We start from the raw sequence: 26758 nt of genomic DNA on the forward strand, positions 1-26758 counted from the left end.
ATCCAGCCCGTCCGGCGTTTGAGGACATCTTGTTACGGGGTCTGGGGCGGAGCCCCAGGTAGGCCCGGGGCGCAGGCACGGTTTTCGGGAAGGGGCGGGGTTGGGGAAAAACTCCTACCCGAGCGCCCGCAGCTGGTCCAGGAACCACTGGGCCGGGGGGAGAGCCGTAGCTGCCGCCGCCAGGCGTTTGGTGCGTTCCGCCCGCTCTCCCGGAGGCATGTTCAGCGCCGCGTGCAGCGCGGAAGCAGTGGCCGTCACGTCGTACGGGTTCACCACCACCGCATCCTCGCCCAACTCCTCGAACGCCCCCGCCTCCCGCGAGAGGACAAGAGCGCACCCCTCGTCCGAGACGACAGGAACCTCCTTGGCGACAAGGTTCATCCCGTCCCGGATGGGGTTCACAAGGGCCACGTCGGCCAGACGGTACGCCGCGAGCGAGCGGGCGAAGTCGTCCTTCACGTGCAGGACGACCGGCGTCCAACCCTCCACCCCGTACTCGGAGTTGATCTCGTCCGCCAGTCGCTGCACAGAGGCCGTGTACTCGCGGTACACCGCGAGATCCTGCCGGGACGGGTACGCGAAGGCGACGTGCACCACCCGCTCCCGCCACTCCGGCCGGGACGCGAGCAGCTCCCGGTACGCCTGCAATCCCCGCACGATGTTCTTGGAGAGTTCGGTTCGGTCGACACGGACCACTACCTTCCGGTCACCGGAGCCCCCGATCTGCCCCCGCAGCGCGGCAAGCCGCTCCTCCACGTCATCCCGCCGCGACCGCTCCCGCAGGAAATCCGCGTCGGCCCCGAGCCCGTGCACCCCGATCCGCGTACCCGACGTACCGCCGAGGACGGCTACGCAGCAGTCGCTGAACGCGTCCGCCCACCGCCCCGTCAGGAACGCCGCCCGGTCGGCGCCGAGGATGCCGCGCAGGAGTTGCTCCGCGACGTCGTCCGGGAGCATCCGGAAGTAGTCCACCGGCGCCCACGGCGTGTGCGAGAAGTGGCCGATGCGCAGGTCGGGGCGCAGCTCGCGCAGCATCCCCGGCACCAGGGCCAGGTGGTAGTCCTGGACGAGGACCGCCGCGCCGCCGGCCGCGCTCTCGGCGAGCGCCTCGGCGAAGGCCCGGTTGTACGTCTCGTACGACGCCCACTGCGCACGGAACTCCGGGCCGAAGGCCGGTTCGAGCGGGGTTTGGTACAGCATGTGGTGGACGAACCAGAGGACCGAGTTCGCGATCCCGTTGTACGCGTCGGCGTGGACCCCCTCGTGCGAACCCGCGTCGATGTCCAGCATCCGTACGCCGGGCTCGCCGACCCCGCGTCGTACCGCCTCCCGGTCGCCGTCGCCCAGCGCCGCGCAGACCCACAGGGCGGCCTCGGAGTCGCCGATCGCGCTGAGCCCGGAGACGAGTCCGCCGCCGCCCCGCTTGGCCGTCAGCTCCCCGCTCTCCTCCAGGGAGTACGTGACGGGGCCGCGGTTGGACGCGACGAGGACCTGGGCGGCGGCGTGCTCGGAGACCATGTGCCGAAACCTAGCCCTTCCGGGAAGGGCTCAAACGTACGGCCGGACCGTGACGGACCCGGCCGTATACGTTCGGGGACAGGGGGCCTGTGGGGACAGGGGACCTAGTCCCGTCTGCTCCGTGCCGCGGCCACCGCGAGCGCGCCCAGCACGCACAGGGAGATCGCGAGGCCCGCGTACAGCATCGTGTCCGAGTCGCTGCCGCTCTTGGCCAGCTCACCGCGGACGCTCTGCTGCTCGTCCGCGGGGCCGAGCTCGGCGCGGTCGATGGTTCTGACGTTCCCGTACGACGGCGACGCCTCGTGCCGCGCCTCCGCGCCGACCGCAGGCACGGCTGCGGCACCGAGCATCGCCGCCATGAGGCCAGCCGTGGCCATGGTCATGCCACCGTTACGTCGCGTACGTCGCGCGCTTCCCACTGCATGTCTCTGCCACATTTGCCACATAAGTGGGGAATGTAGACAAAATGCCCGGCCTTGAGTGGTTACGCCACGCGGCGGGCCGTGTACTCCGCGATGCCGGACATCGGCGGACGCTCCTCCGTGTCGACCGGATGGGTCCGCGGCTCGAACCCCTGCTCGCCCCGTTCGAACTGTATGAGCTCGGGGCGTACGAGGTGGCCGCGCGCGAGGCGCAGCTGTGCCGTCCGGTAGATCGCCGCGGCCATCCTGCCGAGCGCCTGCCCGTCCTGGTGCCGGTGCTTGCGCACCCCGACGTCGACCTGCGCGAGCGCGTCCAGGCCCACGGTGTGCAGCGCGTCCACCAGCAGACCCAGCTCCACCCCGTAGCCGACGGGGAACGGGAGGCGCTCCAGGAGTGATCTGCGCGCCGCGTACTCGCCGCCCAACGGCTGTACGAACCCCGCGAGTTGGGGCCAGTGCATGTTGAGCAGCGGGCGCGCCATCAGCTCGGTGACCCGGCCGCCCTGATCGTCGGTTCCGGCCAGCGGACGGTCGTACATCGCCTTCACGAAGTCCACGTCGGGCTCCGTCAGGAGCGGGCCGACGATCCCCGTCACGAAGTCCGCCGAGAACTCCCTCAGGTCCGCGTCGACGAACGCGACGATGTCGCCGCCGGTCACCAGGAGCGAGCGCCACAGGACCTCGCCCTTGCCGGGCACGGCCGGGATGCGCGGCAGGATCTCGTCCCGGTGCACGACCCGCGCGCCCGCCGCCCGGGCGACCTCCGCCGTGCGGTCCGCGGAGCCGGAGTCGATCACCACGAGCTCGTCGACGAGAGCGGTCTCCTCGACCAGCTCGCGGCGGATCTCGGCGACGATCTCGCCGACCGTCTCCTCCTCGTCGAGCGCGGGCAGGACGACACTCACCGAGGCTCCCGACGCCCGTTTGGCGGCGACGAGCGCGCTGAGCGGACGGTCGGCAACCGACCAGGAACGCCTGGTCAGCCAGCGCTCGGCCTCTTCCAGCACGGGGGGCTCCTCCTGTGTGTGGCCTACATGTGATCCATCTCGCGGTGCGGACGACTATCTCAAGGGTCCAGGCCGTCGGTTACAGTCTTGAACAACGCCGATGACCATCGCATGCCGGGGTCATCGCGCAATAAACGCCCCGGGCCCCTGAAGCCCGGCGCCATACCGCTCATCCAGAGGGGCAGAGGGATACGGCCCGTTGAAGCCCCGGCAACCATCCCGCCGACCGCGCACGCGAGGTCTCGGTGGGGAAGGTGCCAATTCCGTCTCGCGGTGAGATTCGCCGCGGGGAAGATGAGGAGAAAGGGCCTCGCCTCCATGGCTGCGCAGACTGTCGCAACGAACGACACCACCCCTTCGACCACGGGTTCCGTGGATCTCGGTCCCGCTTCGGGCCTTTCCTGCCGCGAGTGCGGTGAGCTCTACGCCCTCGGCCCGATCTTCGCCTGCCAGGCCTGTTTCGGCCCGCTCGAAGTCGCGTACGACCTGCCGACGGGTGACCCCGAGGCACTCCGCAAGCAGATCGAGTCCGGCCCGGACAACATCTGGCGCTACGCCCCTCTCCTGCCCGTCCCGGCGGACGTCGCCGAGAAGCCCAACATCAACCCTGGTTGGACCAAGCTCGTCAAGGCCGACAACCTCGCCCGCGAGCTCGGCGTCGAGCAGGGCAAGCTGTTCGTCAAGGACGACTCGGGCAACCCGACGCACTCCTTCAAGGACCGCGTCGTGGCGCAGGCCATCGAGGCCGCCCGCGCCTTTGGCTTCACCACGCTCTCCTGCTCCTCCACCGGCAACCTCGCGGGCGCCGTCGGTGCCGCCGCGGCCCGCGCCGGCTTCCGCTCCTGCGTGTTCATCCCGCACGACCTGGAGCAGGGCAAGGTCGTCATGGCTGCGGTGTACGGCGGCGAGCTCGTCGGCATCGAGGGCAACTACGACGACGTGAACCGCTTCTGCTCCGAGCTCATCGGCGACCCGCTGGGCGAGGGCTGGGGCTTCGTGAACGTGAACCTGCGGCCGTACTACGGAGAGGGTTCCAAGACCCTGGCGTACGAGATCTGCGAGCAGCTCGGCTGGCAGCTGCCGGACCAGCTGGTCATCCCGATCGCCTCGGGCTCGCAGCTCACGAAGATCGACAAGGGTCTCAAGGAGCTCATCAAGCTGGGGCTCGTGGAGGACAAGCCGTACAAGATCTTCGGTGCGCAGGCCGAGGGCTGTTCGCCGGTGTCCACCGCCTTCAAGGCCGGGCACGACGTCGTCCGCCCGCAGAAGCCGAACACCATCGCCAAGTCGCTTGCCATCGGCAACCCCGCCGACGGGCCGTACGTGCTCGACATCGCGCGTCGTACCGGTGGGGCCGTCGAGGACGTGAACGACGAGCAGGTCGTCGACGCGATCAAGCTGCTTGCCCGGACCGAGGGGATCTTCGCGGAGACCGCGGGCGGGGTGACCGTGGGCGTCACCAAGAAGCTGATCGACGCGGGGCTCATCGATCCCACCCTGACCACGGTGGTGCTGAACACGGGTGACGGGCTCAAGACTCTTGACGCTGTTGCCGAGACGTCTCAGGCGACCGCCACGATCAAGCCCAGCCTTGACGCGTTTCGCGCCGCGGGTCTTGCCGGTTAATCGCCGCAGGGCCTGAGCCTTCTTTCCGTCTGCGGACCGTCGTGGCTGGTCGCGCAGTTCCCCGCGCCCCTGAAGGGGCCCCACGCACCCCGAGGTGAATCCATGAGCGTGAACGTTCGTATCCCCACCATTCTTCGCACCTACACCGGCGGTCAGTCCGAGGTCGCCGCCGAGGGGGCGAACCTCTCCGAGGTCATCGCCGACCTGGAGAAGAACCACGCCGGCATCGCGGCGCGCGTCCTGGACGACCAGGGCAAGCTGCGGCGCTTCGTGAACGTCTACGTGAACGACGACGACGTCCGCTTCGAGCAGGGTCTGGAGACCGCTACGCCGGACGGCGCGGGCATCTCGATCATTCCTGCCGTCGCCGGTGGTTGATCCTTTAAGGAAATACCCTGCGTAATCGGAAATGCCCCCTCTGCGAGAGAAGCGGAGGGGGCAATTCTATGTGGTTGAGCGCGGTACAGTTGGGAAGCGAGCTTCCCCGTTTGTGCCGAGCGCATATACGAAGTCGCCCTGAGGGCGACAAGAAGTAGCCAAAGTGCACTGCCCATTTGCCCCTCTCGTGGCATTTGTCTGGCCCGACTTGCCCTGAACTCCGGTAAATCCTCCGCATATTTCCGATCACGCGTGCCCAGAATTCTCGTCTGATTGACCTGTTGCAGAGGGCAGTTGGACAGATACATTCAGCCGCGGTCGACGCGTTCCGGCGCACGCCTCCACAACCCATTGGGGGGGTGAGGTCTGACCCGGGTCCGCGAAGTGCGGGTCCGTGCAAGGGCCAGTAATAGGGGAGTTAGGCATGGCTCAGGGCACCGTCAAGTGGTTCAACGCGGAGAAGGGGTACGGCTTCATCGCGGTCGACGGTGGTGCGGATGTTTTCGTCCACTACAGCGCGATTCAGATGGACGGCTACCGCACCCTTGAAGAAGGTCAGCGAGTTGAGTTCGAGATCTCGCAGGGCCAGAAGGGTCCGCAGGCGGACATGGTCAAGCTCGCCGTCTGATCTCGGCGCGATCGGCCAGCGACTTAGCGAGTGACGAAGGGCCCGTATCCCGACAGGGGTACGGGCCCCTCGTGCGTCCTGTGTTCGCCGCGCCCCGCGCCCCTGGACGCGCGCCCCCTCGTGCGTCCGGGATCCATGAGAGGCGCTTGCACTCGTAGGGGTCGAGTGCTAATCATTGGGCTTAGCACTCTCCGAGTGAGAGTGACAGAACTTGGATCGGGTCGGTGAGGCCCGCAGGCCGGGTGGGGCAAGGAACCACAAGGCTTGCAGGCCGTCCGTCGCGGGCACCGATGCGATCCGGAGCATGCCACCCCTGTCCGGGAGGACCACTTCACATGGCCAAGATCATCGCGTTCGACGAGGAGGCACGGCGCGGCCTCGAGCGCGGCATGAACCAGCTCGCCGACGCCGTCAAGGTGACCCTGGGCCCCAAGGGTCGCAACGTCGTCCTCGAGAAGAAGTGGGGTGCCCCCACGATCACCAACGATGGTGTTTCCATCGCCAAGGAGATCGAGCTCGAGGACCCGTACGAGAAGATCGGCGCCGAGCTGGTCAAGGAGGTCGCGAAGAAGACGGACGACGTCGCCGGTGACGGCACGACGACCGCGACCGTCCTGGCGCAGGCGCTGGTCCGCGAGGGCCTGCGCAACGTAGCCGCCGGTGCCAACCCGATGGCCCTCAAGCGCGGCATCGAGAAGGCCGTCGAGGCCGTCTCGGGCGCCCTGCTCGAGCAGGCCAAGGACGTGGAGACCAAGGAGCAGATCGCTTCGACCGCCTCCATCTCCGCCGCCGACACCCAGATCGGCGAGCTCATCGCCGAGGCGATGGACAAGGTCGGCAAGGAAGGCGTCATCACCGTCGAGGAGTCGCAGACCTTCGGGCTCGAGCTTGAGCTCACCGAGGGCATGCGCTTCGACAAGGGCTACATCTCGGCGTACTTCGCCACGGACATGGAGCGTATGGAGGCGTCGCTCGACGACCCGTACATCCTGATCGTGAACTCGAAGATCGCGAACGTGAAGGACCTCCTTCCGCTCCTCGAGAAGGTCATGCAGTCCGGCAAGCCGCTGCTGATCATCGCCGAGGACGTCGAGGGCGAGGCCCTGTCGACCCTGGTCGTCAACAAGATCCGTGGCACCTTCAAGTCCGTCGCCGTCAAGGCGCCCGGCTTCGGTGACCGCCGCAAGGCCATGCTCGGCGACATCGCCATCCTCACCGGTGGCACCGTCATCTCCGAGGAGGTCGGCCTCAAGCTGGAGAACGCCGGTCTCGACCTGCTCGGCCGTGCCCGCAAGGTCGTCATCACCAAGGACGAGACCACGATCGTCGACGGCTCCGGTGAGAGCGACCAGGTCCAGGGTCGCGTCAACCAGATCCGCGCCGAGATCGAGAACTCGGACAGCGACTACGACCGCGAGAAGCTGCAGGAGCGCCTGGCGAAGCTCGCCGGCGGTGTTGCGGTCATCAAGGCCGGTGCCGCGACCGAGGTCGAGCTCAAGGAGCGCAAGCACCGCATCGAGGACGCCGTTCGCAACGCGAAGGCGGCCGTCGAAGAGGGCATCGTCGCCGGTGGTGGCGTGGCGCTGCTGCAGGCCGCCGCCGTCTTCGAGAAGCTGGAGCTCGAGGGTGACGAGGCGACCGGCGCCAACGCCGTGAAGCTCGCCCTGGAGGCCCCGCTCAAGCAGATCGCCGTCAACGGCGGCCTTGAGGGCGGCGTCGTCGTCGAGAAGGTCCGCAACCTCACCGTCGGCCACGGCCTCAACGCCGCGACCGGTGAGTACGTCGACATGATCGCCGAGGGCATCCTCGACCCGGCGAAGGTCACGCGCTCTGCCCTGCAGAACGCCGCGTCCATCGCCGCGCTGTTCCTCACCACCGAGGCCGTCATCGCCGACAAGCCGGAGAAGGCGGGCGCTGCCCCGGCCGGCGGCGGCATGCCGGGCGGTGACATGGACTTCTGATCGACCTCTGGTCGATCGACGTCCCGTACGTACCGAGGGCGGCACTCCTTCTCACGAAGGGGTGCCGCCCTCGGGCGTTGCCAGGGCGTAGGCGATGCCGTCGTCGAGGTCGGCCTCCAGGCCCATGCGGAACGCGGCTTCGTACGCCGGGTCGCCGATGGCCTCGCGGCTCCGGTGCTCGCTGGCCCGGCGGGCGGCCACGAGGTCCACATTTCCCATCCGCGCGCCACCGACGGAGCGCCACAGGACATCGGAAATACCGAGTAGCCGCGCGGCCTGCTCGGGATCGTCCATGGCCGAGGTCAGCGTGTCGACGCTCAGGGCGGCACCGAGGAGGTCGTGGAGCCGCCATTTGATCGCCAGGCCGTCGCGGGCGTGCCGCACCGCCGAGGCCGCGTCGCCGTTGCCGAGGGCGGCTCCGGCGAGCAGGTAGAAGGCGAAACTGCGCATCCACTGCTCGCCGTGCCGCTCGCACTCCACGCGCAGGGTGTCGGCGGTCACGGCGACTTGGTCGAACTCGCCCAGACGGAGATGGGCGAACGGAACGGTGGCAAGCAAAAGGAGTTTGACGGCGGGGGAACCGCCGCCGCAGTCCGAGGAACCGGCCGCTCCTGCGACAAGGCCGAGCGTCCGCGCCGACTGGCCGCTCAGCGCCAGCCAGGACCCTTCGAGGTAGCGGGCGGCGTCGACCGCCGCCGGATCGCCGAGCCGGTCCGCCAGCGGATTGCAGAGGTCCACCTGCCGGCCGGAGGCTTCGAGGTCGCCCTGCGCGAAGGCCACCATTCCCAGGGTCCACAGGGCCCAGAAGCGTCCCTGCTCGGGGCCGGGGCCGGGTGACTTGGCCAGGGCACGGTCCCCGTAGTGGCGGCCCTCGCGCTGGAAGCCGCAGCAGAACCAGAAGAACCACAGGCTGCCGACCATCTCAAGGCTGTCGCGCGGGTCCTCGTCGGCCAGGCAGCACTCAAGCGCCGCGCGCAGGTTGGCGTGCTCCGCCGTGCAGCGCTCGTACCAGGCCACCTGGTCGGGGCCCGCCCACTTCCGGCCGCCGGTGCGGGCCAGCCAGCGGTAGTAGTCCCGGTGCCGCTCCGAGAAGCGCTGTTCCTCACCGAGGCTTCGCAGCCACTCCTCGCCGTACTCCCGGACGGTGTCCAGCATCGAGTAGCGCAGGCCGCGCTGGGTCTGCACCGACCGGAGCAGCGACTTGTCCACCAGCGCGGACAGCAGCCCCCCGATCTGCCCGCTGCCGAGCGGGCCGCCGGAGCAGACCAGTTCGGCCGCTTCCTGCTCGAAGCCGTCGGCGAACACGGACAGGCGGGCCCAGGCGAGGCGCTCCTGCGGGGTGCACAGTTCGTGGCTCCAGCCGATGGCCGTGCGCAGGGTCAGGTGCCGGGGATCGCCGTCGCCGGGCCAGGCGCCGGGGGAGCCGGGGGAGGGCGACGGGGCGGCGAGCGTTTCGTAGCGGTCGTGCAGGCGCTGTCGGAGAGCCTCCAGGTCCATCTCGGACAGGCGGGCGGCGGCCAGTTCGATGGCGAGGGGGATTCCCTCCAGGTGCGCGCAGATCTCCGCCACCGCGGTGCCGTCCTCCTTGGTGACGCCCGCGCGTTCCATGAACAGCAGGGAGGCGTCGGACGGTTGTCCGCCATGGACGTCCACCGGCAGCGGCGGCACGACGATCGCCCGCTCGCCCCGCAGGGCCAGGGGGCGGCGGCTGGTGGCGAGGACGTGCACGCCCGGAGCCGCGGCCAGCAGTGTCCGTACGAAGTCGGCGCAGTCGGCGGCCAGATGTTCGCAGCAGTCCAGGATGAGGAGCAGCTTCTTGTCGGCCAGCCACTCGGTGACCACCTCGCTCGCGGGCCGGGTGCTCTGGTCGGCAAGCCGCAGACCTTCGTACAGGGCGAGTGCCAGCAGGGCCGGTTCGCTCAGCTGGGAGAGGCCGACCAGCCACACCCCGTCGGGGAAGGCGTCCCGCAGTCCGGCTCCGGCGCGCTGTGCCAGCCGGGTCTTTCCCACGCCGCCCACGCCGGTCAGCGTCACCAGGCGGGCGTCGGTCACGGCTTGCGCCACGGCCCGCAGTTCGGCTCCGCGTCCGACGAAACTCGTTGTCTCGGCCGGTAGGTTGCCCACCTGCCGGCCCTTCCCGGATGTCCGCATGGTGGCTCCCCGTCTCCGGCGCCCGGGCCCCTTCGGCTCGCAGCCGCCGTCTCCGACAGGTGAGTCTGCTCTCCGTCACGGCCCCCGGCCCGTGGATGTCACGAGATGCCCATTTCTCCGGGCGAGACGCGCGGATCACCGCATTTCGGCGTCAGGGCCGGTCATCTACCGCCTACTCCGGTCAATCACTTCTGAGAGGGGCCATGAGTGGGCCATAGTGACCGTCAGTCGTCACGGAGCGTAAACATGGGGGTGGGGCCGGGCCATGCCCGTCGGCAGGTGGGGCCGGGAGGCAGACATGCGGAAATGGCACAGCCGGAGCGGTCTGCCGGCGCTCGCCGCGGGCGTCGGTCTGCTCCTGGCCGCGATCGGCACGTTCGTCGGCGGTCGGCCGGTGGGGATCGCCGTGCTTCTGATCGGTCCGCTCCTCGCCTGTGTCTGGTCGAGTGTGCGGCGGACCGCGATGGTGGTCTGCTGGACGGTCCTCCTCGCGGCGGGGACCGGCATCGTGCGCCATCTGCTGAGGGCGCCGGGCTTTGCCCTGGAGTTCCTGGTCCTCGTGGCGGGCGGGATGCTGGCCATCCGCAATGCCGCCCGGCATGCCGAGCGGAAGGCGTCGCTCGCCCGCGTCACGGAGGTGGCGAGCGCGTCGCAGAGCGCGCTGCTGCAGCCCCTGGCGGTCGAGGTCGAAGGCATCGAGGTGTGCTCCCTGCACCGCAGTCCGGTGCAGGGGGCCTCGGTGTGCGGGGACCTGTACGACGTCGTCCACACCCCGTACGGACCGAGACTGTTCGTCGGGGACGTGCGCGGCCACGGCCTGGAGGCGCTGCGGACCACCGCGGCGTCGATGAAGGCCTTCCGTGACCTCGCCTACGTCACCCCCGGCCTCGCCGACCTGGCCACGGCCCTGGACGCCCGCCTCGATCCCGCCCTGGGCCCCGAGGACTTCGTCACCGCCGTACTGGCCGAGTTCGCGCCGGGCGAGGTCCGCCTGGTCAACTGCGGGCATCCGCCGCCCGTTCGGGTGGGCAAGCAGATCAGACTCCTCGAACCCCCGGAACCCGCCCTCCCGTTGGGGCTGCGCACGACACCACTGGCGCACCGGGTCTACCTCCAGCCGGGGGAGCGCCTCCTGTTCTACACCGACGGCCTGAGCGAGGCCCGCGACGCCGACGGCGTCGAGTTCCCCCTGCTGCCGCGCGTCGCCGGGGCGCTGGCCGACCCCTCGAACTCCGACGCGCTCGACGCCCTGTACGCCATGGCGATCGCGCACACCGGCCGCCCGCTCACGGACGACGTCGTCCTCGTCCTGTGCCGGGCGGCCGGCGTCACCGAGTCCTCGCAGGCCGCCTTCCCCCGGGAGGGGATCAGCCCGGCAGCCGGTCCATGATCCAGGTGCAGAGTTCCTCGGTGACCAGGGTGTGGCCCTCGTTCTGAGCGGCGCAGAGGTACTCGTCGAGTTCGCTGTCCTCGGACTTCTCCGGGAACGGGTCGTACAGCTTCTGGTGGCTGTCGATGTCGCGCAGGGCCACCGCGCTCACGGCCGGGACGAAGCAGTGTTCGCGGATCTCGGCCTCCGAGCCGAGGCCGATGATCGCGGGGATCTTGTCCAGCTCGTCGGCGAGGATGCCGAAGCCCTCCAGGGTGCCGCCCGGTGCGCCGTCGATCCCGGGCAGGTACGAGGTGCGGATCTGCGGCCTGCGCAAAGTCACCACCCGTAGCTGCGCGACCAGTTGGTCCTCGCCCGCGGGCTGCGTGTAGAGGTGAGTGCCGGTGATGGCCAGGCCCCTGCCGCGGAACGCCTGCTCGCCGGGGGCGACGCCGTTGCCCGCGCCCGTACGCACGCCGTTGGCGACGCCGATCTTCTTCGGGCGGCGCGGCCAGCCGCCGACCCGCTCGAGCTCGGCGAGGAACTCGACGCGCTCCTTGTCCGTCTCGGGGGTGTCGCCCCACTCGGAGATGTGCTGCCACAGGAGCTGGCGCGCAGCCGGGCTGTTCATCTGGTTCGAGAACGCCGCGTTCAGGCGCCGGATGTAGTGCGCGAACGACTGGAGCGCGATCGGGATCCAGGCGCCGCGGTGCGGGCTGTCGAAGGAGAAGTACAGCTCGGTCTCGTGCTCGACGTCGTCGTGCTCCATCTTCGCCAGCGCGTACCGCGTGACCAGACCGCCCATGCTGAAGCCGCCCACCGTCAGCGGGTGGCTGCCGGAGCGCCGCGCGATGGCCTCCTGGATCGCCGAGCGGGCCGCCTTGGCGTTGTCCAGGATCGAGGCGCTGCGCTCGTCGAAGCCGAGCAGGACGACGTCGTACCCGCGCCTGCGCAGTTCGCCGATGAAGGGGTACGGGCCCCGCTCCAGGATCTCCCACGAGAAGTCCAGGTCGCTGGGCCCGGTGTTGAAGCCGTCCGCGATGATCACCGGCTTGGCGAGCCCGCGCTTGGCGTCCGCGAGATACACCCACGCCTTGCCGTCGGGTAACGCCCACTCCTGGTCAGGGGCGGGAGCGGCCTCGGAGACCTCCCTGGGGCCGGGCGCCAGAGTGACGCGGGCGGCGATCCCGAAGGCCTCGGCGATCTGCTCTTCGTCGGGCTCGTTGGGCTCGTTGGAATCGGTCATGAAGGATCCCCTCCGGTGGTGCGGCTTCGATGACGGCGGGTGGGCAGGTGCCATCCTCGATACGCGCGGTGGTCGTCGATAGACGGCCACCGGGATTCACCGGACGAGCGGGGGCCTTTCGGACAGCGGGGCGTTGGCCGTATTCACCCCTGCGGTACGGGGGCGGGGACGGCCGGGCCTGGGTGCGGGGGCCCGCGGTGGTTACGGGTGTGCCGGGGTGGTGTCCGACTCGGTCAGCGTCCGCCTGCCGGAGCCGGGGAAGTATGGCCCGAAGCCGATGTGATCACGCGGGGCTGCCGGGCGGGGGCGGAGTGAGGAGGCCGCGTCCTGCGGTGAGGATGCCGACCGCGCGGGGGAAGTCCTTGAGCTGGGCGAGGAGCGAGTCCAGCGCGGGGAGCAGACACAGGGGCGGGACGCCGCGGGCCGACAGGATGTCCGCGGTCCACGTGATGAACCTGGTGAACAGGCCGGGGTCGTCGACGTATAGGGCCGTGGCGAGGTAGTTGACGATGAAGTCGATGTCCTCGACGGTGCGTTCCAGCTGGTACTCGCTGTACCCGCGCATCTCGGGGAAGCCCTCTTCGACGTCGGCGAGGGTCTGCTTGACCAGTTGCGGCCTGCTCCGGCGGATCATGGTGTACTCCTGGTCGCCCAGGTGCGGCAGGTCCAGGTCCGGCGGACGGGCCGCGGGCGCACCGGCCCCCGCCAGGTTCTGGCCGAGCAGCGTCGCCGCGCCGCGCGCGTCCTTGGCCCACTCGGCCCGCATCATCCGTGCGTAGCGGCCCTGCGGACCGAACGCGGCCCCTCCGGCAAGCACCGGAACGCCGACGCTCTGGCACGAGGCGATCGCGTTGTGGGCGCCGGGCAGGAGCGTCGGGATGGACGAGGAGAGCAGTACCGCCTGCGCACGAGTGCGATACACGTGCTCGACCAGATGCTCGGTGGGGACCTGCGCCCCGAGATAGTCGACGCGCCAGCCGCGCAGCCGCAGCACCTCGCTGATCAGGAGCGCGGGCAGGGCGTGCCACTCGCCGTTGACGCACGCCACCAGGACCCGCCCCGTGAACGGTCCGAAGAGAGCGGGGGCGGTGGCTTCGGCCACTGCCGCTACGCACCGCTCGCTGATCGCCGTGGCAGCGTGTTCCTGCGCCACCGAGATGTCGTTGGCCGCCCAGGCCGCACCCACCCGCTCCTGGCTCGGTGCGATCAGTTCGAGCAGGACGCGCTCACCCGCGGCACGCAGCTGTCCGGCGGCCGAAGCGTCCATGTCGTGCACCCGCTTGAGCTCCGCCGTGCCGAGCGCACCGCGCACGACGGCGACGGCGCGCGTCTCGTCGCACTCGTCGAATGCCTGCCACAACTGCTCACGCGACTCGGTGAGGGAGTCGTTCTGCTGGTCACCGCTCACGCGGATCACCCTTTCCGGGGTTGCTCTTTCTCTGTCGTCGGACGGTTGCCGCGTGGCGCGCCGATCGCCAGTACGGCCATGTCGTCGTGCCTGCCCTCGCCCACCCACTGGGCCACGACCATCTGCACGCGCTCGGTGACCACCTCGGCCGGCATCCCGGCGCACTCGGCGAGCACGGCGCGCAGCCTTTCCTCGCCGAACATCACGTGCCCCAGCGGCCCGCCCCATGCCTCGGTGATCCCGTCGGAGTACAGGAGGCAGACGTCGCCCGGGTGCAGCGTGACTTCCGCGGTCATGAGATCGAGGTCGGCGAAGGCGCCGATCAGCGTGCCCGTGGTCAGGGTCTCTTCGACACGGCCGTCGGTACGCACGATCAGCGGGGCGGGATGGCCCGCGCTGGAGACGCGCAGCCGTACCCGCGAGTCCTGGTGCACCGCGGTGACCAGGACCAGTGTCACGAAGGGGGTCTGCTGCGCGGCCAGCAGCGCCCTGTTGAGGAGGGTGAGCAGGCGGGTGTGGTCGGCGGCGAACGGCACGAGCGCCTGGAGCACGTGCCGGATCCGCCCCGCCGTGACGGCGGCTTCAAGGCCCTTGCCGCACACGTCACCAAGGACCGCGACGGTCTCGGCCTCCGGCGCCTCGGCGGGATACAGGTCGTAGAAGTCACCGCCGACGCGTTCGCCCTCCACGGAGGCGCGGTACCGGCCGGAGAAGCTGATGCCGTGCACCCGGTCGACGGCGGGCGGCAGCAGGTCCCGCATCATCACTTCGGTGACGTGCGCCTGGCGGGCGTAACTGCGGGCGATGGACAGGGCGGCGCCGGCGCGTGCGGCGAAGAGCTGTGCGAAGGACTCCTCGTCGGCGGTGAACGCCTCTTCCTGACGGCGGCGCAGCAGAATGAGGCATCCGGCCGGTACACCGTGGCCCGGCAACGGCACCACGACCACCGAACCGATGTCCGCGGCGTCGTCCACGAAGCCGTCTGGCATGGCCCAGACAGGCATCTGGTGCGGATCGATCCAGCAGGAGGACACCGGGGGGAGCCCCAGCAACGCCTCTGCCAAGCCCGGCAGTTGTTCGGGGTCCAGTTCGATGCGCTCCTGCACCACCGGCCCGCGGTCGGAGCAGCGCGTCACGGGAAACCTGCGCCCGTCGCCCGCCCCGACCACGACCGCCGCGTCCGCCAGATGCCGCGCCGCCCGCTGCCCCGTCACCGCCATGCAGCGCTCCAGATTCAGCGAGGCAAGCAGTTCGGAGGACAGCTCCTGGAGCAGACCGGATCTCGCCCGCTCGCGCGCCAACTCCTGTGCGGCGCCCGACTGGACGCCGTCACCGATCAGCCACCAGGACACCGCGCCGTTCGCGCCCGGCCCGGCGAGCGCCTTCATGGGGCGCCCGCCGATCCGGCCGTCCGCCCACGCCGACGGCTCGTCCCCCGCGCCGTTCACCCACCGCAGGTGGGCCTCGCTCAGCCAGGCGGGCGCGATCTCGCCCAGTGCGACACCGACGTCGATCCGCGTCAGCAGAAGACCGGCTTCTTCGTTGTGGGACAGCACGATGCCGTCCGCGTCCACCGTGACCACCGGGTAGGGGTCAAGGTGCTGCGCGGCAGGTCGTACACCACGAGACCTCTTCTGCTCCGGCAAGGAGACCATCAGCGTGGAACCCACTGGCGCGGGCGCCCACCACCCCCCACCCACTCGAAGCCAGGGGGCTTTACGTTACCGACGGCATATGACTACTGGTATTAGTTCGACGTACTTTGCCGTACTTACGAAATCCTCCGACCGACTACTGCATAATCCGCCCAGCGTTCAGGCCCGCGACGAACGTGCTCCAGGCGGTGGCCTGAAACACGAGCGCCGGGCCGGTGGGGTTCTTGGAGTCGCGCACGGGGACGATCTCGGGGTGCCCGTCGCCTACTTCGAGGCAGTCGCCGCCTTGCCCGCCGCTGTACGTGGACTTGCGCCAGCGGGCCATCTCCAGGCAGTTGCCGCCGTCAGGCCCGCTGTACGTGGACTTGTGCCAAGTAGCTGTGCTCAGGTCGTACTCAGGGCTGGTCCTCATGGGTGTAATCCTCTGCCACTGATTCGATCAGGGCCAGGGAGTCTCGTGGCGAGAGTGCGCTGGCTCCCAACAAATCGTAGGCCAGAGTCTGCCGTGCGACTGTGGCTGGGTTGTCTTCGAGACGCCCGGTCTCAACTCCCTCTGCGTAGGCGAGCGTAGGCGCATCGTCGAAGGTCTTGAGCTTGAGGGACCCCTGGATGAGCGGGTGGGCGCCTGCGGAGAAGGGCATGACCTGCACGATCGCCCGGTGGCGCTGCCCGAGCGCGGCTACGTGTTGCAGGGCCTCGGCCATCACCGCGGGGCCTCCGACCATGCGGCGGATTGCTGCCTCGTCGAGTACTGCCCACAACAGCGGTGTTGTTGGATCGCGCAGGATGTGCGCCCGCTCCAGGCGCGCTTTCACCAACTCGTCGATGACATCCTGCGTCGCTGTCGGGCGCCCGCTCCGGAACATGGCCCGCGCGTACCCCTCTGTCTGGAGCAACCCCGGGATCAGCAGGGGCGCGTACTCCCGGATGCCGGTGGCAATTGACTCCGCCTCCGCCGCTTCAGCGAAGTGATCCGGGTACTTCGACTTCGCGATCGCCGCGCAGTTGCGCTCGAAGAACCCTCCCGTGTCGAGCAGTTCGTCTATCTGCCGGGCGTACTCCAAGTGCATCCGCCGCGTACCCGATTCGAGCTGTCCGATGAACGAGCCGCTGACGAACAGGGGTGCGCCCAGTTCCTCCTGGCTCAGTCCCGCCCGTTCGCGGGCGTGGCGCAACTCCGCACCGAGCAGGGCGCGGGGGGACGATGAGGGGTCGAGGTCCTTCGGTCCTGGCATGGCAACTCCCGGTCGTACGCGAGGGGTTGTTGGGTCGCCGTCACTGTTCAGGCTAGCCGGGAGCGGACACGCTGGGTGAGGAATCAGCAACACTGTGTGTGAAAGGCGGAGGTCATGGCGCTGACGGCGGAGGAGCGGGTGCGGGCGGTGGAGGATGCCGTACGGCAGTTGAGAGCGGGCCTGGAGAGGGCCGGGGTCACGCTGCCCTCGCTGCGGATGGACCCGCTGACGGCGTCGGCGGAAGGGGCGCTGCCGCTGGTGGAGCTGGGGCGCTGCAATCTCGACACGGCGCTGCGGCTCGCGACGGTCCTTGAGAGCGCGCAGTGAACGGTGACCCCACCGTCCCGGAGGCAGGGACGTACGCGGTGGACTTCCGGGACGGCAGCGTCGGGCAGGTCATGGGGTGCGAGGGCGGTCTCGTACAGCTGAGGCCCCTGCGAGGGGGCCGGGAGTGGGACTGCCCGCCCGAGTCGGTCGGGCAGGCGGCGCCGGACGAGGTGCTGAGGGAGAAGGTGCGGCAGTTGAACCGGGAGCGGCGGCTGCCGTGAGGGTCAGCGGACCGGGAATCCGTAGGTGTAGCCCTGCTCCTTGAGGCGGGGCAGGAGCGTGCGCAGGGCTTCGACGGTCTGGGTGCGGTCGCCGCCCGCGTCGTGGAAGAGGAGGGTCGGCCCGTTGGGCAGTTCCCGCTCGACGGTGGCGATGATGGCGTCCGTGCCCGGGCGCTCGAAGTCCTTGGTGTCGACGTTCCAGCCGAGGGGCCGCATGCCGCGCTCGGCGGCGAGCTTGCGGCTGTACGGGGTGAAGGCGCCGCCGGGTGCGCGGTAGTACATGGGGCGGACGCCGCCGGACGCCTTGGTGATCATGCGTTCGGCGTCGAGGATCTGCTTGGACTGGTAGGCGTTGGTTTCCTTGTCCATGCCGGTGTTGTGCGAGATCGAGTGGTCGCAGAGGCGGTGGCCGTCCGCGACGACCTTCTTCACGATGTCGGGGTGGGCCTGGGCCTGCGTACCGACCATGCAGAAGGTGGCCTTCACGTCGTACTGCCGCAGCAGTTCGAGCATTTGGGGGGTCCACTTGGGGTCGGGGCCGTCGTCGATGGTGATGTTGATGCCGCGCTTCCCCTTCTCGGAGGCGTGCGCGATCGTCTTCGAGACCGGCTTGACGGCGCTCGGCTTCTTCGCCGCCGGTGCGTCTGATGTGCCGGCCTGCGCGGTCCACACCGATGCGCCGGTGGCGAGGATCGTCACCCCGAGCGCGGCCCCGATCAACTTGCTGTACCAGCCCCGCCCGCCACTGTGCCGTGCCATGTCCGCCCCTTTGCGTACTGTCCCGCGCCGATCCCCGGTCGCTTGCGACCCACAGGGCAGGACGAGATCCGGTCGCAAAGGGATGCGTCCGTTACCGATCAAGGACAATTCCGGGGGAGTTCACGGACAACTCCCCGGGGACAGGGCAGGGCCGCGGTGAGCGGATCAACGCCTCCGTCGCTCGTTCGTGGGACGCTGGGGAGAAGCGGTCAACGACCGCAGGCTCGTCGATCTACGCTCACGCGCCGTAGGCCAAGAGAAGGGACCCGCGATGACCGCAGCACTGGTCGAGCACGACACGGCTCCTGACCGCCGTTCGTGGGACCTCCTGCTCCAGGCATGGCGTGAGTTGGATGTGCCGGAAGGCTGGCACGCCGAGATCGATGAAGGGCAGATTGTCTTGGTACCGCCGCCGCACAGGCATCACAACGGAATCGCAGCCATGCTGCACCGGCTGCTCTACGGGGTGATCTCCGAGAAGCTGGAGGTCTATCAGACCCTCGGCATCCACATCGCCCCCTTGGACAAGCTGTACGTGCCTGACCTGGTGCTGGCCCCCAGAGAGGTCGTCGACGCCGCCGACCCCGACACCAACGACCCTCTGTGCGCTTCGGAGACCCTGCTCGTCGTCGAGATCACCTCGCAGAGCAATGCCAAGGACGACCGCACCAAGAAGCTCTGGGCATACGCGCACGCCCCGGTCCCGGTCTACCTGCTCGTGGACCGCTTCGATGAGCACGGTCCGACGGCCACGTTGTTCACCGGCCCCCAGAACGGGGCGTACAAGCATGCCGAGCGGGTGCCGTTCGGGGAGAGCCTCAAGCTGCCGGAACCGTTCGCGGCGACGGTCGATACCGGTGACTTTCCCGGCTGACGACGTGGACGATGTGCTGGCCGCGCGCGAGGCCGAGCAGCACCGTGACGACCCGACTGTCGGCATGGCCGAGCTTCTGGCGACTCTCTTCGGCGACGACGAAGAGGTCTCGGGCCGGTCCTAGTGCCGCGTACGTACCGCTGTGGATGGATAGGGGCGGCGCACGCTACCGGCGCCGGCCCTCCCGCAGGCTCAGACTCCCGCCGGCGCGTTCGCCGGTTTGGTGGCGGGTGGCTGGGTCGGTGCCGCCTCGGCTCGGGCCGTGGGGGACTCGCCCGCGTCGACGTCCGCGTTCAGTTCCACCAGCATCTGCTTGCTGAAGCCGAAGAAGTACGTCGCGAAGAAGCCCACCACGTAGCCGACGAGCAAGCCGCCTCCGTAGATCGCGATCGTCAGGCCCAGACCCTTGTTGCCGTCCAGGAGGGGGAACAGGGCCCAGCCCGAGGGGCCGATCGCCGTGGAGCCGACCTTCTCGCCGATCATCGAGAAGAAGCCGATGAACGCACCGCCCGCCGCGCCGCCCACGCACGCCGTGATGAAGGGGCGGCCGAGGGGGAGCGAGACGCCGTAGATCAGGGGTTCGCCCACGCCCAGGAAGCCTGCGGGGAGCGCGGACTTGATGGTCGTACGGATCGAGGTGTTGTGCTTGAGGCGCTTGTAGACCGCGATCGCGCAGCCGACCTGGCCCGCTCCCGCCATCGCGAGGATGGGGAGCAGGACCGTGAAGCCCTGCTGCTCTATGAGCGTGGTGTGGATGGGGATCAGGGCCTGGTGCAGGCCCAGCATGACGAGGGGCAGGAACAGACCGCCCAGGACGAGGCCCGCGAACGCGCCCGTGTTGTCCAGGAGCCAGTTCGCCGCCGTGCCGATGCCCGTCGAGACCTCGCCGGCCAGGAACATCAGGCCGAAGATCGTGACCAGGCCGGAGAGCAGGACCGTGATGGTGGGGGTGACCAGGACGTCAAGGGCCTCGGGGACCCACCTCCTGCACCACTTCTCGATGTAGGTGGCGAGGACCGCGGCGCCCAGCGCGCCGAGTACGCCGCCCTGCCCGGGCGACAGCTTCTGGCCGAACGCCTCGATGTTCGCGACACCCGCGTACACGATGATCGCCGCGACCGCGCCGCCCAGGATCGGCGTACCGCCGAACTCCTTCGCCGTGTTGAAGCCCACGAACACCGCGATGAGCGCCATGAACCCGGAGGCGATCGCCGCGAGCGCCGGAGTGATGCCCGGCAGCCACTCCAGGTTGATCAGGAGGCCGTTGATGCCCGCGATGATGCCGCAGCCGATCAGGGCCGGGATCAGCGGCACGAAGATGTTCGCGATGCGGCGCAGGAAGAGCTTGAACGGGGTGGCGTTCTTCTCCTTGCGGGCCGCCCTGAGCGCCGCACCCTGCGCCGCCAGTTCGTCGGCGGTCAGGACGTGTTCGGGGGCCGCGGTCGGCGCCGCCGACCTGCCCTCTTCCACCAGGGCCTCGAACTCCGGGGTGACACGGGCGACCGTGCCGGGGCCGAGCACGATCTGGTACGTGTCGTCCTCGACCACGCCCATCACGGCGGGCAGTGCCTTCAGGGCCTCGTCGTCGACCAGCGAGCGGTCGGCGAGGCTGAGGCGCAGGCGCGTCATGCAGTGGGCGATGGACGTGACGTTCTGGGCGCCGCCGACGAGGGGGAGTATCGCGGCGGCGGTGGCGCGGTTCTTGTCAGTTGCCATGGTGCGGGTGCCTTGCTGTGTGCAGGGTGGCGCTGTTCGGTCAGCGGCTGGGGGAGGTCGGTCAGGTGGTGCGGGGCGTGCGGGGGGTCGTGCGGGCGGTGTCCAGGGCGTCCCTGAGGTGGCCGTCCGACGAGGAGAGGAGGTCGGCCGCGGTGGGGCCGTCCACCCCGCCGAGGATGGTGAGGATGGCGTTCTTCACCTCCCCGTCGGTGGCGGCGAGGGCCGTCTCGATCTCGTCGTCGGAGGCGCCGGTGGCGAGGGAGACGATCCGACGCGAGCGGGCGCGCAGCTTCTCGTTCGACGCGCGTACGTCCACCATCAGGTTTCCGTAGGTCTTGCCGAGGCGGATCATCGTGATCGTCGACAGCATGTTCAGGACGAGCTTCTGGGCCGTGCCCGCCTTCAGCCGGGTGGAGCCGGTGAGCAGCTCGGGGCCGACGACGACCTCGATGCCGTGGTCGGCGGCTGCCGCGAGCCCGCTGTCCGCGTTGCAGGAAAGGCCGATGGTGAGCGCGCCCTTCGCGCGGGCGTGCTCGACGGCGCCGATCGCGTACGGGGTGCGGCCCGACGCGGAGATGCCGACCACCACGTCGTCCGCGGTGAGCCCGAGGCCGTCCAGGTCCTCGGCGGCGAGCTCCTTGCTGTCCTCCGCGCCCTCGACCGCCGTGACCATGGCGCTCGGGCCGCCCGCGATGAGGCCGACGACCTCGGCCGGGTCGGTGTTGAAGGTGGGCGGGCACTCGGAGGCGTCGAGCACGCCGAGGCGGCCCGCCGTCCCCGCGCCCGCGTAGACGAGCCGGCCGCCGCGGGCCATGCGCTCGGCGGTGCCGTCGATGGCCGCGGCGATCGCCGGGAGCTGCTCGGCGACGGCCGCGGGCACGGTGGCGTCCTCGCCGTTCATGATCTTCGCGATCTCCAGCGTGGGCTGCCGGTCGATCTCGGAGAGCTCGGGCCGGAACGCCTCGGTGGTGAGGGTGTCCAGCTGGGCACGGAGTTCGCCGTACGTCTCTCCGTTGTGCGGGGCGGGGAAAGGCGTGGCGTCGGTCGTGGTCATGAGGGGCGGCTCTTTCGTGTGCGGCGGGGGTGGCGGGGGGTTCGGGAGCTGCGGGAGGTCAGCGGGTGCCGCCGCGCGGGCTGTGCCGGTGGGCGAGTGCTTCGTACGAGGCGGCGAGTGCGGGGGCCGCGCTGTCGTACGTCCGCTGGGCGACGCCCACGAACAGGCAGTCCACGACCAGCAGCTGGCTGGTGCGGGACGACATCGCGGCGGGCCTGAGTTCGCTCTCGCGGGCGGTGGAGGTGGTCAGTATGTGATCCGCGTACTGCGAGACGGGGCTGCCGGGCCGTCCGGTGATCGCGATGGTCGTCGCCCCGCGCTCGAAGGCGACCCGCAGCGGCTCTATGACGTCACCGGTGGACCCGGAGTGCGTGATCGCGATCGCCACGTCCTTGGAGTGCAGCGTGACGGCGTTCGTGACGGCCAGGTGCGGGTCGGAGTGCGCGTGGGCGATGTGGCCGATGCGCAGGAGCTTCTGCGCGAGGTCCTGGGCGACCAGGCCGGAGGCGGCGACGCCGTAGATCTCGGTGCGGGGCGCGACGGCGAGGGCGGCGACGGCCGCCCCGAGCTGGACGGTGTCGAGTCCGGCCGCGGTGTCGGCGAGGGTCTGCTGCTCGTCGTAGGCCAGCTTCGCCACGACGTCCGCTATCGGGTCGTCCACGGCGATGTCGGCGGTGACGGCGGGGGCGCGGCCCGACTGCTGCTGGGCGGCGAGTCCGGCGAGGGCGAGCCGCAGGTCGCGGTAGCCGGGGTAGCCGAGGAGGCGGGCGGTGCGGACCACCGTGGCCTCGCTGGTGCCGGTGAGCTCGGCGAGGCCGGTGACCGTGAGGGCCGCGCAGCCTGCCGGGTCGCCCGCGACGGCCTCGGCGACCAGCTGCATGGAGCGGGTCATGGACGGCGCGAGGGTCCGCACCTTGGCCGCGAGGGCTGCCGGGGCGGGGGGCGCGGCGCCCGCGAAAATTTCCTTCACGTCATTGGTCACATCTGAAAGATATTTTCGGACCGGTGGTCGGTCAAGACCCCTTTGGTCCCGATCTCGGTCACATCCGTTGAGTGCCGTCGAGCGTCGTTGAGTGGATCTTGGGCGGGTTGCGCGTGGGGTGGACAATGGCTGCATGGACGCGATCGACCCTCTGGAGCAGGCGCTGCACGCCGCTCGTGCACTTGTTCTCGCCGACCTCGTGGCGCGCGAGGTCGCCGAGGCGGAGGTCGTCTCGCTGGTCGAGGAGTCGGTGGCGCACCGCCGCTGGTGGGTCGAGCAGTGGCCCGAGGGCGTGGAGTACGTGGCGGGCCTGGTCGCCCAGGACGTACAGGACGGGCTCCTGGAGCGCTACGGCCGCTGGCCGCTCTGCCCGGTCTGCGGCTCGGGCGATCCGCACGCGCTCGACGTGGAGCCGGAGTTGGGGCCCGACCCGCACTGGGTGTGCGGCAAGGCGGGCGTGGTGGTCGCCCCGGTCGGCGGCCTGACGGGCGACGCGGCGTGACGGTCTATATCGACCCGCCGACCTGGCCGGGCCACGGCCGCCTGTGGTCGCACCTGGTCAGCGACGTCTCGTACGAGGAACTGCACGCGTTCGCTGCGGGCATCGGCGCCCCGCGCCGCGCCTTCGAGCGCGACCACTACGACCTGCCCTCGCACCGCTACGAGGACGCGGTGCGGGCGGGCGCGGTCGAGATCGGCTCCAAGGAACTGGTGCGAAGGCTTACGGACGCGGGGCTGCGGAGGCCGAAGGGGCGTCCGGCTCCGGCGTAAGTTCGGTGTCGCCCGCCGATGCCGTGACCACGCGGCTCGGGGTGCTGCGGTGCAGGCGCAGGGAGACGGTCACGGCGACGATCGCCACCGCTGTCATCGCGGCGCCCGCCCATGCGGTCGAGGCGTAGCCCAGCTTGAGGTCGATGACCGTGCCGCCGAGCCAGGGGCCGCCGGTGTTGCCCAGGTTGAACGCGGCCGTCGTGGTCGCGCCCGCGAGGGTGGGGGCGGCGCCCGCGACGTTGAACATGCGGGCGTTGAGGGCCGGGGCGGTGTAGAAGGCGGAGACGCCGAGCAGGAACGAGAGCGCGATCGCCACGGCCGTCGTGTTCGAGAAGAGGGCGAGAGCCACGAGGAAGAGCGTCGAGGCCGCGGCACCGCTCAGCATGACGCCGAAGAGGTGGGCGTCGGCGAAGCGGCCGCCGATCGCCGTGCCGACGAGCGCGCCCGCGCCGAAGAGGCCGAGGACGGTGGGGACCCAGCCCTTGTCGAGGCCTGCGACGTCCGTCAGGAGCGGGGAGAGGTACGAGAACGCGCAGAAGACGCCGCCTGCCGCGAGCGCGGTGATCGCGATGGAGAGCCAGACCTGGCGGTCGCGGTAGATGGCGAGCTCTTGCCTGAGGCGGGGCCTCTCAGCGGGGAGCGGGATGCGGGGGATGAGGGTCAGTACGCCTACCAGTGCGATCGCGGAGGCGACTCCGACTGCCCAGAACGCGGAACGCCACCCGAAGTTGTCGCCGAGGAATGCCCCTGCGGGTACGCCGAGGACGTTCGCGATGGAGAGTCCGCCGATCATCACGGCCATGGCGCGGGCACGCTGGTTGACCGGCACCATGGCGATGGCGACGGCCGCGCCGACCGCCCAGAACCCGGCGCAGGCGAAGGCGCTGATGACGCGGGACGCGAAGAGGATCTCGTACGTGGGCGCGAGGGCGCCGGCGACCTGGCCGAGGCCGAAGACGGTGATGAGTGTGATGAGGGTCGTACGCCGGGGCAGCCGCAGTGTCGCCACCGCGAGGAGCGGTGCGCCGATGACCATGCCGATGGCGAAGGCGGAGATGAGGAGGCCTGCGCGGGGGATGGAGACGTTCATGTCGTCCGCGATGGGGGGCAGGAGCCCCGAGAGCATGAACTCGCTCGTGCCGAGAGCGAAGACGGCAAGACCGAGGATGTAGACGGCTACGGGCATACGGCTGGCGCCGGGCTTGGCGGGGGCGGCGGCGTTTTGAGCAGGGGACGGCATAACAGTGATGAACGTATGGGGTGGGCGGGGCATTCCGGGGGAGGGAGCTCTGTGGGGTGCGGGGCTGGTCGGCTGGCTCTGGCTGTACCCCGGTGGGGGTGCGGGCTCTCCCACCCACCCGCCCGTTTGCCCCGCGTCGGTGCCGGCCGCTGGCTCGGCTGTGTCCTGGTGCGGGTACAGGCTCTCCCACCCACCCGCCCGATTACCCCGCGTCGGTGCCGGATCCGCTGGCCGCAACGGGCTGGGCGGCGCGGGCTTTCCCGCCCACCCGCCCGTTTGCCCGACATCAGGGCCGGGCCCCTGCCCGCGCGTTGTGACGCGGGGTGAACGGGTGGGTGGGCGGGAGAAATTCGCCGCGAAGCGGCGGCTAGGCGTGATGGGCGGGGTTCGTTCAGGGGCGGCTCGGCATGGTGGGCGGGGTTCGTTCAGGGGTGGTTAGGCGGGGCGGACGTAGGCACGGAGGTTTTCTCTGTCCGGGGTGCGGGTGTAGCCCGCTCGGGTTGCTACCGATTGGGAGGGGGTGTTCTCCGGTTCGATCAGGGCCAGTAGGGCCGAGACTCCGGGGCGGAGCAGGGCCCGGGCGGAGAGGGAGGCGAGCGCCTCCGAGGCGTAACCCCGGCCGCGCGCGCCGACCGCCAGGTCATAGCCGACCTCGGCGACCCCCTCCTCGTCCGGAGGCCCATGGAACCCCATGCCGCCCACGGCGATCTCGTCCTCCGCCCGGATCAGGGCGAACATGCCCCACTCGGGACGGTGCACCCCGGAGGCGTACGCCTTCGTCACCATCTCCGCCGCCCTCCGCGTCCCGTCGTAGGGCCCGCCCTCGATCCACGTGAAACCCCCCGTACCGCCCGCGGCGAGATCCGCCGCCGCCGCGGGGGACACCTCCCGCAGCACGATCCGCCCCGCGGGAATCTCCAGGGAGTTGTGCCAGCGCCACCCCTCCACCTCCGGGCGCCCCGCCAGCGAAACGCGGCCCGTGGCCCAGAGCAGCGTCGCCCACTGGTCCTCGGGCGTACGCGCGGGCGTGACCTGGGGGAAGATCCGGGCGAGTACCGCCTCGCACAGCGCGGCGGGCGGCTCCGAGTCCACGCCGAGCGCCTGCGCGATGTCGTACGTGTGGAGCAGCAACTCGGCGACGCCCATCGCCGCGAAGCCCACCGCGTCCGCGCTGCCGGAGGGGTAGGGGTGGAACCCGCGGACCCCCGGCGGAGTCGTCCGCACCACCGCCGCGAGCAGCCCGGCCGTGGATTCGAGGACGCTGATCGCGTCCCCGGGGCCCGAGCCCTCGTCGAAGGCGATCTCGAAGGGGACCCACGTGTCGGTGGCCCGCCCCGTGAGCTGCCCGGCGTACGCGACGAGGCAGCCCGCGACGTGCTCGGCCGTCTTGAGGCAGCTCCCGTCGAGCCCGGCCGCCTTGACGCTCCAGTCGTGCCCCACCGCCGTGCGCAGCACCTTCGCCGCATGCGCCGCGGCTTCCTCTACCTGGTCCCCACCCATGGAAAGCATGCGCCGAGAGTACGGGAGCCTCAGGCGCTCAGCAGATCAATTTCCGTCGCCAGGTTCGCGCGCGCGGGACCCTCCCACTCGGCCGTTCCGTACGGCGTGCGGAACAGCCTCGGCAGCGCGAGGAGCTGCCGGAGCACCGCCGCCCGGCCCGCGCGGAAGTCCTCGTCGGGCACGAAGGCGTACTCCTCGCGGACTGCGGACGCGTACGCCGCGTACGCGTCCGGGGCGGCGGCCAGGATCGCCAGGTCGGCGTCGCACAGCGTCTCGCCGTTGTGGTCGCCGTCGGCGGGGTCGTGGGTGACGGTGAGGCGTACCAGGCGGGCCACCTCGGCGATCCGGGCCTCGCTCAACCCCGCCTCGGCCAGGGCGCGTTCCGCCAGGCGCGCGCTGCGCTCCTCGTTCTCGGAGCGGTCCGGCGCGTACACCGCGTCGTGGAACCACGCCGCGAGCCGTACGAGGTCGGCGTCCTGCGCGTGCTCTTCCAGTACGTCGATGTGGTCGAGGACCGCCGTGAGGTGGGCGGTGGTGTGGTACCGCCGCTGCGGTTCGGCCCAGCGCGCGAGCAGGTTGTCCGCGTAGGGGGCGGGGTCGGGGGTTCCTTCGCTCGCGCCGAGCAGGGTGGCGTGCCAGCGGGACCGGAGGTCCTTGTGGGTGTTGTCGTGGGCGGGGTTGTCGTCGGCCATGGTGTGACCCTAAACCGG

The 26758-nt window shown here is 70.3% G+C and carries 27 protein-coding genes and 1 riboswitch; of the genes, 11 read left to right on the forward strand and 16 right to left on the reverse strand.

Features of this window, described 5'->3' with window-relative positions; translation table 11 throughout:
* Positions 1-114: 114 nt before the first annotated feature.
* The 3 genes from ACWFR3_RS21515 to ACWFR3_RS21525 form a co-directional block, all read right to left on the reverse strand.
* Entirely contained in the window at positions 115-1518 is a 1404-nt protein-coding gene (locus ACWFR3_RS21515) for an alpha,alpha-trehalose-phosphate synthase (UDP-forming) (protein WP_453736207.1), read from the reverse strand.
* A gap of 104 nt (positions 1519-1622) precedes the next feature.
* Positions 1623-1895: a hypothetical protein gene (locus ACWFR3_RS21520; RefSeq protein ID WP_453736208.1), complete on the reverse strand. Its 273-nt coding sequence runs from the start codon at positions 1893-1895 to the stop codon at positions 1623-1625.
* Positions 1896-2002: 107 nt separating this feature from the next.
* The gene (locus ACWFR3_RS21525) at positions 2003-2947 is read right to left on the reverse strand and encodes a glucosyl-3-phosphoglycerate synthase (RefSeq protein WP_453736209.1); all 945 of its coding nucleotides are present in this window, start codon (positions 2945-2947) and stop codon (positions 2003-2005) included.
* A 166-nt stretch (positions 2948-3113) separates the two neighbouring features.
* Positions 3114-3248, forward strand: a riboswitch (SAM riboswitch).
* 17 nt (positions 3249-3265) lie between these two features.
* Between ACWFR3_RS21525 and thrC the strand changes: the two genes are divergently transcribed.
* From thrC to groL, 4 genes are all read left to right on the forward strand, one after another.
* The gene (gene thrC, locus ACWFR3_RS21530) at positions 3266-4573 is read left to right on the forward strand and encodes a threonine synthase (protein WP_453736210.1); all 1308 of its coding nucleotides are present in this window, start codon (positions 3266-3268) and stop codon (positions 4571-4573) included.
* A gap of 102 nt (positions 4574-4675) precedes the next feature.
* On the forward strand, positions 4676-4951 hold the full coding sequence (locus ACWFR3_RS21535; protein WP_361194437.1) for a MoaD/ThiS family protein: 276 nt from the start codon (positions 4676-4678) through the stop codon (positions 4949-4951).
* A gap of 424 nt (positions 4952-5375) precedes the next feature.
* Positions 5376-5579 (forward strand): cold-shock protein, encoded by a 204-nt coding sequence (locus ACWFR3_RS21540; protein WP_005315736.1) that lies wholly within the window; start codon positions 5376-5378, stop codon positions 5577-5579.
* A 335-nt stretch (positions 5580-5914) separates the two neighbouring features.
* On the forward strand, positions 5915-7540 hold the full coding sequence (gene groL, locus ACWFR3_RS21545) for a chaperonin GroEL (protein WP_453736211.1): 1626 nt from the start codon (positions 5915-5917) through the stop codon (positions 7538-7540).
* Positions 7541-7591: 51 nt separating this feature from the next.
* On the opposite strand, the gene ACWFR3_RS21550 is transcribed toward groL, so the two are convergent.
* Entirely contained in the window at positions 7592-9691 is a 2100-nt protein-coding gene (locus ACWFR3_RS21550; protein WP_453736212.1) for an ATP-binding protein, read from the reverse strand.
* A gap of 298 nt (positions 9692-9989) precedes the next feature.
* On the opposite strand from ACWFR3_RS21550, the gene ACWFR3_RS21555 reads away from it, so the two are divergent.
* On the forward strand, positions 9990-11081 hold the full coding sequence (locus ACWFR3_RS21555; protein ID WP_453736213.1) for a PP2C family protein-serine/threonine phosphatase: 1092 nt from the start codon (positions 9990-9992) through the stop codon (positions 11079-11081).
* Here ACWFR3_RS21555 and ACWFR3_RS21560 read toward each other — a convergent pair.
* The 5 genes from ACWFR3_RS21560 to ACWFR3_RS21580 all read right to left on the reverse strand — a co-directional run bounded on the left by ACWFR3_RS21560 (position 11059) and on the right by ACWFR3_RS21580 (position 16604).
* The gene (locus ACWFR3_RS21560; protein ID WP_453736214.1) at positions 11059-12306 is read right to left on the reverse strand and encodes an esterase/lipase family protein; all 1248 of its coding nucleotides are present in this window, start codon (positions 12304-12306) and stop codon (positions 11059-11061) included. The two genes, ACWFR3_RS21555 and ACWFR3_RS21560, sit on opposite strands and share 23 nt — an antisense overlap.
* A gap of 283 nt (positions 12307-12589) precedes the next feature.
* On the reverse strand, positions 12590-13714 hold the full coding sequence (locus tag ACWFR3_RS21565; protein ID WP_453736215.1) for a cobalamin B12-binding domain-containing protein: 1125 nt from the start codon (positions 13712-13714) through the stop codon (positions 12590-12592).
* A gap of 5 nt (positions 13715-13719) precedes the next feature.
* A complete protein-coding gene (locus ACWFR3_RS21570) occupies positions 13720-15369 on the reverse strand; it encodes a PP2C family protein-serine/threonine phosphatase (protein ID WP_453736216.1) in 1650 nt (549 codons plus the stop codon).
* Positions 15370-15505: 136 nt separating this feature from the next.
* Positions 15506-15781: a DUF397 domain-containing protein gene (locus tag ACWFR3_RS21575; protein ID WP_453736217.1), complete on the reverse strand. Its 276-nt coding sequence runs from the start codon at positions 15779-15781 to the stop codon at positions 15506-15508.
* Positions 15765-16604 carry a helix-turn-helix domain-containing protein gene (locus ACWFR3_RS21580; protein WP_453736218.1) on the reverse strand — a complete coding sequence of 280 codons (840 nt, stop codon included), beginning with the start codon at positions 16602-16604 and terminating at the stop codon, positions 15765-15767. The genes ACWFR3_RS21575 and ACWFR3_RS21580 overlap by 17 nt, the downstream gene beginning before the upstream one ends.
* 114 nt (positions 16605-16718) lie before the next feature.
* Here ACWFR3_RS21580 and ACWFR3_RS21585 point away from each other — a divergent pair, with 114 nt between their 5' ends.
* Both ACWFR3_RS21585 and ACWFR3_RS21590 read left to right on the forward strand, forming a co-directional pair.
* Positions 16719-16931 (forward strand): hypothetical protein, encoded by a 213-nt coding sequence (locus ACWFR3_RS21585; RefSeq protein ID WP_453736219.1) that lies wholly within the window; start codon positions 16719-16721, stop codon positions 16929-16931.
* Positions 16928-17152 carry a hypothetical protein gene (locus ACWFR3_RS21590; protein WP_361194456.1) on the forward strand — a complete coding sequence of 75 codons (225 nt, stop codon included), beginning with the start codon at positions 16928-16930 and terminating at the stop codon, positions 17150-17152. Before ACWFR3_RS21585 ends, ACWFR3_RS21590 begins: the two co-directional genes overlap by 4 nt.
* A gap of 3 nt (positions 17153-17155) precedes the next feature.
* Here ACWFR3_RS21590 and ACWFR3_RS21595 read toward each other — a convergent pair whose 3' ends face one another.
* Positions 17156-17911 carry a polysaccharide deacetylase family protein gene (locus ACWFR3_RS21595; protein WP_453736220.1) on the reverse strand — a complete coding sequence of 252 codons (756 nt, stop codon included), beginning with the start codon at positions 17909-17911 and terminating at the stop codon, positions 17156-17158.
* A 271-nt stretch (positions 17912-18182) separates the two neighbouring features.
* Between ACWFR3_RS21595 and ACWFR3_RS21600 the strand changes: the two genes are divergently transcribed.
* A complete protein-coding gene (locus ACWFR3_RS21600) occupies positions 18183-18785 on the forward strand; it encodes a Uma2 family endonuclease (protein ID WP_453736221.1) in 603 nt (200 codons plus the stop codon).
* Entirely contained in the window at positions 18769-18909 is a 141-nt protein-coding gene (locus tag ACWFR3_RS21605; RefSeq protein WP_453736222.1) for a hypothetical protein, read from the forward strand. Before ACWFR3_RS21600 ends, ACWFR3_RS21605 begins: the two co-directional genes overlap by 17 nt.
* A gap of 68 nt (positions 18910-18977) precedes the next feature.
* Here the strand turns inward: ACWFR3_RS21605 and ACWFR3_RS21610 are convergent, their stop codons facing one another.
* The 3 genes from ACWFR3_RS21610 to ACWFR3_RS21620 all read right to left on the reverse strand — a co-directional run bounded on the left by ACWFR3_RS21610 (position 18978) and on the right by ACWFR3_RS21620 (position 22537).
* Complete coding sequence (locus ACWFR3_RS21610) at positions 18978-20501, reverse strand: PTS transporter subunit EIIC (RefSeq protein WP_453736223.1); 1524 nt, start codon at positions 20499-20501, stop codon at positions 18978-18980.
* Positions 20502-20562: 61 nt separating this feature from the next.
* Positions 20563-21555, reverse strand: coding sequence for an N-acetylmuramic acid 6-phosphate etherase (gene murQ, locus ACWFR3_RS21615; protein ID WP_453736224.1), 993 nt, complete (start codon positions 21553-21555; stop codon positions 20563-20565).
* Positions 21556-21613: 58 nt separating this feature from the next.
* Positions 21614-22537 (reverse strand): MurR/RpiR family transcriptional regulator, encoded by a 924-nt coding sequence (locus ACWFR3_RS21620; protein ID WP_453736225.1) that lies wholly within the window; start codon positions 22535-22537, stop codon positions 21614-21616.
* 133 nt (positions 22538-22670) lie between these two features.
* On the opposite strand from ACWFR3_RS21620, the gene ACWFR3_RS21625 reads away from it, so the two are divergent.
* Entirely contained in the window at positions 22671-23039 is a 369-nt protein-coding gene (locus ACWFR3_RS21625; RefSeq protein WP_365860323.1) for a hypothetical protein, read from the forward strand.
* A complete protein-coding gene (locus ACWFR3_RS21630; RefSeq protein ID WP_453736226.1) occupies positions 23036-23308 on the forward strand; it encodes a DUF4031 domain-containing protein in 273 nt (90 codons plus the stop codon). The genes ACWFR3_RS21625 and ACWFR3_RS21630 overlap by 4 nt, the downstream gene beginning before the upstream one ends.
* Here ACWFR3_RS21630 and ACWFR3_RS21635 read toward each other — a convergent pair.
* The 3 genes from ACWFR3_RS21635 to ACWFR3_RS21645 all read right to left on the reverse strand — a co-directional run bounded on the left by ACWFR3_RS21635 (position 23259) and on the right by ACWFR3_RS21645 (position 26740).
* Positions 23259-24494, reverse strand: a complete 1236-nt coding sequence (locus ACWFR3_RS21635; protein WP_453736277.1) for a Cmx/CmrA family chloramphenicol efflux MFS transporter — start codon at positions 24492-24494, stop codon at positions 23259-23261. The two genes, ACWFR3_RS21630 and ACWFR3_RS21635, sit on opposite strands and share 50 nt — an antisense overlap.
* A gap of 489 nt (positions 24495-24983) precedes the next feature.
* The gene (locus ACWFR3_RS21640) at positions 24984-26057 is read right to left on the reverse strand and encodes a GNAT family N-acetyltransferase (RefSeq protein WP_453736227.1); all 1074 of its coding nucleotides are present in this window, start codon (positions 26055-26057) and stop codon (positions 24984-24986) included.
* A 20-nt stretch (positions 26058-26077) separates the two neighbouring features.
* Positions 26078-26740 carry an HD domain-containing protein gene (locus ACWFR3_RS21645; RefSeq protein ID WP_453736228.1) on the reverse strand — a complete coding sequence of 221 codons (663 nt, stop codon included), beginning with the start codon at positions 26738-26740 and terminating at the stop codon, positions 26078-26080.
* Positions 26741-26758 lie beyond the last annotated feature (18 nt).

The sequence above is a fragment of the Streptomyces sp. NPDC055189 genome (assembly GCF_053606765.1).